At 43.9% G+C, this 10,020-nt stretch carries 7 protein-coding genes and 1 pseudogene; all 8 read right to left on the bottom strand.

The window, feature by feature from the left end:
* Nucleotides 1-471 precede the first annotated feature (471 nt).
* The 8 genes and pseudogenes from lysS to ACG95_RS01825 all read right to left on the bottom strand — a co-directional run bounded on the left by lysS (nucleotide 472) and on the right by ACG95_RS01825 (nucleotide 9,669).
* On the bottom strand, nucleotides 472-1,977 hold the full coding sequence (lysS, locus tag ACG95_RS01860; protein ID WP_152668265.1) for a lysine--tRNA ligase: 1,506 nt from the start codon (nucleotides 1,975-1,977) through the stop codon (nucleotides 472-474).
* 101 nt (nucleotides 1,978-2,078) lie between these two features.
* On the bottom strand, nucleotides 2,079-3,086 hold the full coding sequence (dusB, locus tag ACG95_RS01855; protein ID WP_082137280.1) for a tRNA dihydrouridine synthase DusB: 1,008 nt from the start codon (nucleotides 3,084-3,086) through the stop codon (nucleotides 2,079-2,081).
* The gene (gene hslO, locus ACG95_RS01850) at nucleotides 3,086-3,973 is read right to left on the bottom strand and encodes an Hsp33 family molecular chaperone HslO (RefSeq protein WP_047998872.1); all 888 of its coding nucleotides are present in this window, start codon (nucleotides 3,971-3,973) and stop codon (nucleotides 3,086-3,088) included. The genes dusB and hslO overlap by 1 nt, the downstream gene beginning before the upstream one ends.
* A 259-nt stretch (nucleotides 3,974-4,232) precedes the next feature.
* A pseudogene (gene ftsH, locus ACG95_RS01845) lies at nucleotides 4,233-6,453 on the bottom strand (ATP-dependent zinc metalloprotease FtsH).
* Between the two features lie 80 nt (nucleotides 6,454-6,533).
* Entirely contained in the window at nucleotides 6,534-7,076 is a 543-nt protein-coding gene (gene hpt, locus ACG95_RS01840) for a hypoxanthine phosphoribosyltransferase (protein ID WP_047998871.1), read from the bottom strand.
* Nucleotides 7,077-7,095: 19 nt separating this feature from the next.
* Nucleotides 7,096-8,442 carry a tRNA lysidine(34) synthetase TilS gene (gene tilS / locus ACG95_RS01835; protein WP_047998870.1) on the bottom strand — a complete coding sequence of 449 codons (1,347 nt, stop codon included), beginning with the start codon at nucleotides 8,440-8,442 and terminating at the stop codon, nucleotides 7,096-7,098.
* Nucleotides 8,443-8,605: 163 nt separating this feature from the next.
* Complete coding sequence (locus ACG95_RS01830; protein WP_047998869.1) at nucleotides 8,606-9,145, bottom strand: S1 domain-containing RNA-binding protein; 540 nt, start codon at nucleotides 9,143-9,145, stop codon at nucleotides 8,606-8,608.
* Nucleotides 9,146-9,270: 125 nt separating this feature from the next.
* A complete protein-coding gene (locus ACG95_RS01825) occupies nucleotides 9,271-9,669 on the bottom strand; it encodes an FtsB family cell division protein (RefSeq protein WP_047998868.1) in 399 nt (132 codons plus the stop codon).
* Nucleotides 9,670-10,020: the final 351 nt, after the last annotated feature.

The raw sequence follows: 10,020 nt of genomic DNA, 5'->3' as shown, positions 1-10,020 counted from the left end.
TTTGTTCAGTTTTCAAAGATCTAATTCGTTCGTTGATTACCTCAACGCAACTTAATCATCATACCAAGCTGCCAACATCTTGTCAACAACTTTTTATAATTAATTTTCGTTGGAAGCAAGCAGCCAATCGCTTGGTGCGCCTCAACAACGTATATAAATTTACCAATTATTCGGAACAATTGCAAGCCCTAAAATTGAAAAATAACCAGTCAATAATATCATGTTTTACGTTCCATCTTTTAAACGTCCGGATATTCATGGCGTTTGTTTCAATCTGCACTTTATAACCCGCTATTTATCGACACTAAATTCGTAATTTATGAATTTTATTGCAGAAACTACACATTAATGTTCGTCTAAAATTAATTGAATCTTTTTTTAGTTAATCGCTTACTTTAGCTAATTCTGACCTTTAAGTACTAAAAAACGGCTTTTAGATTAGCAAAACTAATCTAAAAGCCGTTTAAAATTCTATTGTTGCTGCTCTTCTTCTGGACGCATCGTTGGGAAAAGTAAGACGTCGCGAATTGAATCCGCATCCGTCATTAACATTACCAAACGATCAATCCCGATACCTAACCCACCAGTTGGTGGCATACCGTATTCCAAAGCTTCAACGAAATCTTCATCGATCTGTTCCGCTTCATCATTACCAGCAGTCCGTTCAGCAGCTTGTGCTTCAAAACGTTGACGTTGGTCGATTGGATCATTAAGTTCACTAAAGGCGTTGGCGTATTCATTACCTAAAATGAATAGTTCAAAACGGTCAGTAAAGCGAGGATCGCGTTCACTCTTCTTAGCTAAAGGAGAGATTTCTACTGGATGACCATAGACAAAAGTTGGTTCATTCAACGTGTCTTCTACAAACTCTTCGAAGAACGCATTGATAATGTGTCCAACCTTCCAGTATTTTTCATACTTAACATGGTGTTCATCAGCTAACTTCTGAGCATCTTCAATTGACATTGGTTGCCAGAAATCAATCCCAGTCTTAGCTTTAATGGCATCAACCATGTGTACTTGCTTGAATGGTTGGTTAAAGTCAACCTTTTGATCGTGATAAGTCACGACACCATCTTCAGTCACAGCTTCAGCGGCAGCTTTAAAGATACCTTCTGTTTCAGCCATAACATCATGGAAGTCAAAGTAAGCCACGTAAGTTTCCATCATAGTAAATTCAGGGTTATGTTCACGGTCCATCCCTTCATTACGGAAAACTCGGCCGATTTCATAAACCTTTTCCATACCACCGACAATCAGACGCTTCAAATGTAATTCCAAAGCGATCCGTAAGTATAAGTCGATGTTCAACGCATTGTGATGCGTTACGAATGGGCGTGCAGCTGCACCACCAGCTTGGTTATGCAACATTGGGGTTTCAACTTCCGTAAAGCCCTTGTCATCTAAATGATGACGAATAGCTGAAATGATCTTTGTCCGCTTCAAGAAACGGTCAAAGCTATCCCGATTAGAAATCAAATCCAAGTACCGTTGACGATAAATCTGTTCCACGTTCTGTAAACCATGGAACTTATCTGGTAATGGGCGTAATGCCTTTGATAAGAACGTCAATTCAGTAACTTTAATGGTTAACTCGCCAAAGTCAGTCTTAAAGACTTGACCAGTAATTCCCAAAAAGTCACCAATATCAGAACGTTTGAAGATATGGTAGACTTCTTCACCTAATTCATCCTTACGAACGTAGAGCTGCATCTTGCCTGAGCGATCCCAAAGATCTGCAAAACCAACCTTACCCTTACCACGCTTTGATAACATCCGCCCCGCAATGGTGGCCGTTACCTGTTTGGCATCGAGTTCGTCCTTATCCATTTCCCCATACTTATCTTGTAAGTCCCGGGCTAAATCTGTTCGTTCGAACCGGTGTCCAAAGGGTTCAACGCCCTCTTCACGCAGTTCATCCATTTTTTCGCGACGAACCTTAAGTTGATCATTCATCGTCTGTTCTTGTCGTGCCACTGGTGTTCCTCCATTCTAGTTAACGCACGGATTAATCCGCGCCTAAACAATCACTACATATTAATTTTGACAATCACGGTGCAAAATTGCAAGTTAATTATTCACTTTACTGTACGAGTTGCCAAATAAGTTGCCGTTTGTTCACCAAATTGTTGTAAAAGTGACACCATTTGTGCTGATGAGTCGGTTTCCATCAGCGCTACCTTTGTCCTTGCTGAACGTGGAATACCTTTTAGGTAGTAGGGGACCTGTTCACGAAACTCGCGACAACCGCTCTGCTCACCCTTCAAATCAACTAATCGCTGCAAATGGTCCAATGCCGTTTTCATCTTAGCCATCGGAGTTGGTGCGGGTAATAATTCGCCCGTCGCCAAATAATGACTAGTTTGCGTCAGCATCCATGGATTACCTTCTACAGCTCGTCCAATCATCACTGCATCGGCACCAACTTCAGTTAACATCCGTTCTGCATCTTGAGGCGTTTGAATATCCCCATTACCCATCAATGGAATCGTCAGAGCATCAGCTACGCGTTTCAAGACATCCCAGTCCGCGTGTCCCTGATACATCTGTTTACGGGTCCGTCCGTGCATCGCAACGGCAGCTGCACCCGCTTTTTGTGCCGCTAACGCATTCTCGACCGCGTAAACGTGCTCATCATCCCAGCCGGTCCGCATCTTAACGGTAACAGGTTTACTGACCGCAGCCGTAACAGCGGCTACCATCTCATACACTTTATTTGGATCTAACAGCCACTTGGCACCTGCATCCGTCTTGACGACCTTATTAACTGGACAGCCCATATTGATATCAATAATGTCAGCCGTGGTTTGTTGGTCAACGAATTGGGCAGCCTGAACCAAAGTTTCCTTGGAACCGCCATAAATCTGAATACTCATCGGGTGCTCTTTTGGATCAACGAACATCATCTCGAGAGTCTTACGGTTATGGTACATAATCCCACGGTCTGAGATCATCTCGCAAACTACTAAACCGGCACCAAAATCTTTACAGATAACCCGAAAAGCAGCATTCGTCACCCCAGCCATCGGTGCCACTACGATTCGATTGGGAATCGTGACGTTACCGATCTGCCACGCTGAATCCACTAGGCGTCACCTTTTGACCGTGACAGCACTGCTTCAAGTTCTTTTTCACTGAATTTATATTCCTGACCACAAAAATGACAAACGGCCGTGGCTCCATGGTCTTCATCGATCATGGCTTGGACTTCCTTTTTTGGCAACGCCATTAACGCTTCACTAAAACGTTCCTTTGAACAGTCACATTCAAACTTAACGGGCATTTTATCCAACACCTTAACATCACCATCAAATAGTAAATCAAGAATGGCTTCTGGTGTCTTACCGTCACGCAACAATTGTGACACTAGTGGCATGTCCTTTAGCTTTTCTTCTAACGCACCAATGGCTTCATCAGTCGCATTCGGTAAGACTTGCACTAGGAAACCACCAGCTACACCAATCGTATTGTCATCATTAACAAACACCGATAACCCGACCGCTGACGGAATTTGTTCAGACTGTGCTAAGTAATACGTAAAGTCTTCACCCAGTTCACCTGAAACAAGGGCAACCGTTCCTGTAAATGGATCACTCAACCCTTGGTCCTTAGTGACAGACAAGAAGCCTTCCGTCCCAACAGCCGCCTTAACATCAATCTTATGCTTGTCATTCAATGGTAAGTGGACGTGCGGATGCTGTAAGTAACCCTTGACCGTCCCCTTGGCATTACCATCAATCACAATACCACCAACCGGACCATTACCGTTGATCTTAACGGTCATCTGGTCATCGACTTTAAGAACAGACGATGCTAATAGTAGTGTTCCTACTAAACTGCGGCCTAAAGCTGCCGAGGCTGCGCTCCAAGTATCATGTCGACGTTGGGCTTCTGCCACGACGTTCGTTGCATCAACCGCATAAGCTCGAAACATTTCATTACCGGCCACACTCTTTACTAAATAATCTGCCATTTACAATACTCCTATCTAGGATTTCATTCGACCAATCAGTCTACTTGTTATCATCATATACCTCATTATCGCATGAATCATCATACCGCACCGAAACAGGTTTCGCCACCAAGCAGTTCAGTCAACCTTAGCTAATCGAAAAACATCAATATTGTTATAGAAACAACTGGCTGCAACTAACTACTTTGCCAATTAACGATTGGCATATAAAAAGCGTTTGGATTTTCACCCAAACGCTCCATATGACAATTTTAATTAATTATGCCTGACTATTAGTATCATCATCAGATGATGCCGCACTGTCAGCATGTGGCAACCCAGTTTCGGAAGTAGCCGCACTCATTGCTTCAGAGCCCATTGAGCTCGTCGCGCTTGGAGCTGCTGATACTTCTGAACTAGCTTGTGATTCACTTGGGAAACTTGGTTCAGCTTCACTGGCAACATTAGTGGTGTCAGCTGCTTCACTGTTTTCTGCATTCGCACTTTGGTGTTCCGCCTGCTTTTCAGCTTCACGGCGTTCCAACTCACGTTTAGATTCTTCAAAGGTTGCAGCTTTTTCACTTGGAAATTCACTAGCAGCTTTGGCAGGCATTTCACCAGTCTTAAATAAACTGAGGATTTGCTTTTCATCCAACGTTTCGTACTTCAGCAAGGCTTCCGCAATAATCTTGTGTTCTTCACGGTGTGATTGAATAATATCCGTAGCTTCTTGATGAGCCTCTTGACTCAAACGACGCACTTCATCATCAATCAATTGAGCCGTATGTTGTGAGAAGGCACTAGCGCCCATACCTTGTTGGTAAGCGGCTTGCTGGTTCGTGTTTTCTAATTCAACTGGTCCAAGTTTTTCACTCATCCCGTATTGAGTAACCATTGAGCGGGCAATTTGTGTTGCCTGTTCAAAGTCATTAGAAGCACCAGATGATTGAGCACCAAAGATAATCTCTTCGGCCGCACGACCACCCATTAAACCAGCCATTTGTTCTTCTGCATCACGTTTCGACATCAACATTTGATCTTCCCGTGGCAACATGATAGCGTATCCGCCAGCACGGCCTCGAGGCACGATCGTAACCTTATGAACAACACGCGCATCGTTTAAGACCAAACCAACGATCGTATGACCGGCTTCGTGATAAGCAACGGTTTCCCGTTCACGCTTATTAACGACACGATCATGCTTAGCTGGACCAGCGATAACGCGGTCTTCGGCTTCATCCAAGTCAGAAGCATCGATTTGTTTCTTATTACGACGAGCAGCAAGTAATGCAGCTTCGTTCAATAAGTTTTCCAAATCAGCCCCGACAAATCCAGGAGTCTGCTTAGCAATTTCTTTCAAATCAACATCAGTTGCTAACGGCTTGTTCTTAGCGTGAACCTTCAAGATAGCTTCACGGCCCTTAACGTCTGGACGACCAACTAAGATCTTCCGGTCAAAACGGCCTGGACGTAACAAGGCAGGATCTAAGACATCGGAACGGTTGGTAGCTGCCATAACGATAACACCTTCGTTACCCGTAAACCCATCCATTTCAACCAATAATTGGTTCAAGGTTTGTTCACGTTCATCATGACCGCCACCCATGCCGTTACCACGTTGGCGACCAACAGCATCGATTTCATCAATAAAGATGATCGATGGTGCGTTCTTCTTAGCTTGTTCGAATAAATCACGGACACGACTTGCACCGACCCCAACGAACATTTCAACGAAATCAGAACCTGAAATCGAGAAGAATGGCACACCTGCTTCACCAGCAACCGCTTTAGCAAGCAACGTTTTACCAGTACCAGGAGGACCCTCTAGTAATACCCCAGATGGGATCCGAGCGCCTAACGACACAAACTTCCGCGGATCTTTCAAGAATTCGACAACCTCGACCAATTCTTGCTTTTCTTCCTCTTCACCGGCAACATCTGAGAAACGAACTTTGTTTTGTTTACTATCAGCTGGTTTAGCCTTAGTCTTACCAAAGTTCATAACCCGGTTGTTTCCGCCGCCTTGTCCTGCTTGTCCCATCATCATATAGAAGACGAACAGCATCAGAATTACAGGCGCGATGTACATTAACAACGTAACCCAGATACCGCTAGATTCTTCAGCTTTCGCTGTTAATTTAACGTTATGCTTCGTCGCCAACTTGGAAACTTGGTCAACCGTCGAGTTGTTCTCTAACATAGTTGTTGAGAACGAAGTCGTCTTCGTTGATGCACTCTTGATTCCTAGCGCATTTGAGGAAGATACCTTACGTGCTTTTCGGTAAGTACCAGTAACCTTGTAGACGCCACCATCAGGCTGGATGCTAACGTTCTTAACGTTATTCTTATCTAATTGTGTGACAAATTCGCTATAACGAATATTTTGTGTCTGTGAGCCAGAATTACCACCAAAGGAAGAAGTAGACAATTCCCATTAAACTCAGAAACATCAAGATATAAAATAAGCTATTACGAAAGAGCCCATTGCGTCGATTGTTCATATGTGCCTCCTTCATCGAATTTTTTATATAGTCTTGCTTCGATAGTCTAAATAATAGCACATTTGACTATCATTGACCAATTATTTATGCTCGTAAATTGCAGGTTTTAAAATCCCAACGTATGGCAAGTTTCGGTAACGTTCCGCGTAGTCCAAACCATAACCGACTACGAATTCATTAGGAACTTCAAAGCCGATGTAGTCAGCCTTGATATCCACGATCCGACCCGCAGGCTTGTCCAACAGCGTGCAAACTTTTACTGAGTTAACGTCACGTCGTTTTAATAAGTCAACCAAGAACTTCAACGTCCGACCAGTATCAATGATATCTTCGATCACTAATACGTCACGACCGGTAACATCTGCATCCAAATCTTTGGTTAATTGGACCTCACCACTAGAGATTGTTTCAGCACCATAGCTTGATAAGTTAATGAAATCAAGGTCAGCGTAAATGTCCATCTCCCGAATGATGTCGGTCGTAAATAAAACGGCACCCTTGAGCACACAAATAATTAATGGATTCTTACCCGCATAGGCAGTGGTCAATTCTTTCCCTAACTTTTGTGCAACCTGGTGGATATCTTCGCGACTATAAAGTACTCGTTCAATGTCGTTATTCATCGTTTCAGATGTACTCCTTTCAACTCTCTTGTTTTAAGGCCAAAAATACTGACTGAGTCCCAGACTCGCGATAACCGTACTTATAACCGACTACCCACAGCACGTTTTCTTGAGCATTCACTAATACCATTACCTGCGATCGTAACTCAGCCGGAACCTTCTGATTAATCAGAATTCGCCGGACGGTTTGATGACCGCCACCTTTTAGGGTAATGCGATCAGTTGATTGCCACGGACGTAGCATCAACGGCCAATCCGACGCTATTAACCAAAAAGGCTGAGCACGATCACTGGACGATTTCGTAAACACCCCCGCCACTTGGGTCGCAGTAATTTTCTGCCATTGGTCTAAGTCTACCATAATTTTTTCACAGGGCATTAACTTTTTAACCCTTTTTTTCGTCATAGTAACGTCTACAATACCGGAGTTTTTAGTCAGTTCCCACGTTCCGTTCAATTGAAAGACTCCGGTCGATCGGTGTGGATTCTGTAACCAGTGGGCTAGCGGAGCCAACTTCACTTCACTAAACAGTTGACTCGTCCGCATATGTAACCACTCACTTAATACTGCTTGTTGCCATTGACTGGGCACTCGCTGCCAATCTGCAATCACTAATGCAGAAGCCACATCTTGAACAGTCGGCAATAGCGTCATCACCATCTGCTGTTTCGCTGCCAACAAGTCCGCTAGTTGCTGTTGATAGGCCGCAACGTGCGTCAACAATTGGGGGTTAACCGTTGCTAACTCCGGAACGACCCGTTGCCGAATCCGATTACGGGTCAGCTGCACATCTTGATTAGTCGCATCTTCATAGAAGGTTAATTGATGTTGAGCTGCATATTCTCTCAATGCTACTTTCGACCAGGTTAACAATGGACGCACTAACTGGCCCGTGGCAAACGGCCGACTGGCAGCAATACCAGTCAACTGGGCAATGTCCCCACCCCGCGCTAGTTTCATGAGGTACGTCTCTACCTGATCATTGGCGTGATGAGCCGTAAGGACGGCGGCCGCTTGGTAGTTAGCCATGACCTTAGTAAAGAACTGATATCTAAATTGACGGCCCGCCGCTTCGACACCGCTAGCTGGATGCTCCGCAACTAACCAGTCAGCCAACGCCAACGTCAAATGATGGTCTCGACAATACGTCGTTAAATATTCAGCTTCCACCCGACTCTGTGCACGCAGATGGTGATTGACGTGCGCAACAATTATTCGCGGCCGTTGTCTTATTGGCAGTTGTTGCAATAAATCTAACAGCACCATCGAATCAACACCCGTTGAAACTGCGACAACCACGGTCTTCTGTGGTTGTAATAACTTTTGCAACGCTAACTGCCGGTTAAATGTCTGAATAGGGGTCACTACACGTCCTCCTTTTGAATGATCAAGCTGAACTAGCATAACGCTACAGTTACTAGCGATCACTCATCATCTTTTTCTACGTGAACAAAAAAGTACGGCTATGACCTTCATCAGCCACACCGTACTCTTGATTTAACTAAATTAATGGCAAGTAGCACGAAGCCTAACTACGACGACCGCCTCGACCGCCGCGTTTACCTTCTGTATTACGTTTTAACGTTGTCAATCGATCTTCACTGTCCTTCAAGAAACCTGACATCAATGAATCAAAGTCCTGCTTCTTAGGTTCGTGTTGCCGTGATTGAAAACGGCCATTGCTATTACCACCACGACTGTGGAAGTTATTAGAATGTTCGCGATGATTACCATTGCTCTGGTGTTCACTATGATCACTACGGCCACGATTATTATTGCTTGGACGACCGCCGCCTTGATGGCTGTTATGGTGTTCTTGTTCACCGGCTGGCTTATCAACGGCCTTACGAATAGACAAACCGATCTTGCCGTCATCGCCTACCGTTAAAACTTTAACCGTTACGTCGTCACCGACACTCAAAACATCGTGGATGTCTTTGATGAATCCGTCAGAAACTTCACTGATATGAACCAGCCCCGTTTGGTTATTCCCCAAATTAATAAATGCACCAAAATTAGTGATCCCAGATACCTTACCAGTGACTTTCGTACCTACTTCAATTGCCATAAAAAAAGTTGTTCCTCCTATGAAATAATGGGTTTTAGTATAGCATACTTTGTGAAATGTTGAGTTAAACATTTTAACAACCAATAAAAATTGGTCTACCTATTAAAAACAGACACCAATTGCGACTAATTAGCAGTTACATCCGAAGCGCTATCGTTTGGTAAGCTATAGACTGTTTCACCACTTTTAGTATAATCGTATTTCGACCGTAATAGCTTTTGTAAGTAGTCCTTATTATTGAGCTGTTTGATCTGCGTTTCCAGCTGATCATTTTTCTGCTGAGTCTTCTGCAACTTAACCTGACTAGTCGCAACTTGCCCATTAACTTGCTTGAGATTCGAGCGCGTATTGATCAATTGAAACCCAAAGAACAGAATCAGCGCACCGAACACGGCAATAATCAAGACAAACCGTCGGCGACGGACTTGTGTGAAACGCTGATGCTGCCCCACCTTATTCGTCACAGCTTGGCGGGTATAATCATTATCTAGTTGTTTGACCTTATTACGTGACCCGTTCGTCATGCTGATTCATTCCTTTCAATATCAAGTTGCTTAAATTATAACAACTTCATCGGTTGGTGTAAACGACATCATTCTGATGGCATCAGTGCTTACGGTCATTTTAGTGAACTAAAGTTGTGGACATTAAAATAATAGTAACCACCGTATACCAAATATTTGTGTTTAAAAATCATGACTAGTGCGCTATTCATCGCTCCGCCAGCCAGGAAACTCCAGCTTGATGACCACGCACCAAATTTGAAGCCGTCATTTTCTTAAACAAGCCTGACGTTAACCACCATCTATAGTCGTCTCCATCAATCTAGCCGGAGGTGGACAGTGCTAGCGGTGCTGTGAAGGTGGCCTTAGTTC

It is taken from the genome of Lactiplantibacillus herbarum (assembly GCF_001039045.1).
Taxonomy (GTDB): Bacteria; Bacillota; Bacilli; order Lactobacillales; family Lactobacillaceae; genus Lactiplantibacillus; species Lactiplantibacillus herbarum.
The sequence above is the reverse complement of the archived record's forward strand: the minus strand, read 5'-3'. Positions and strand labels throughout refer to the sequence as shown.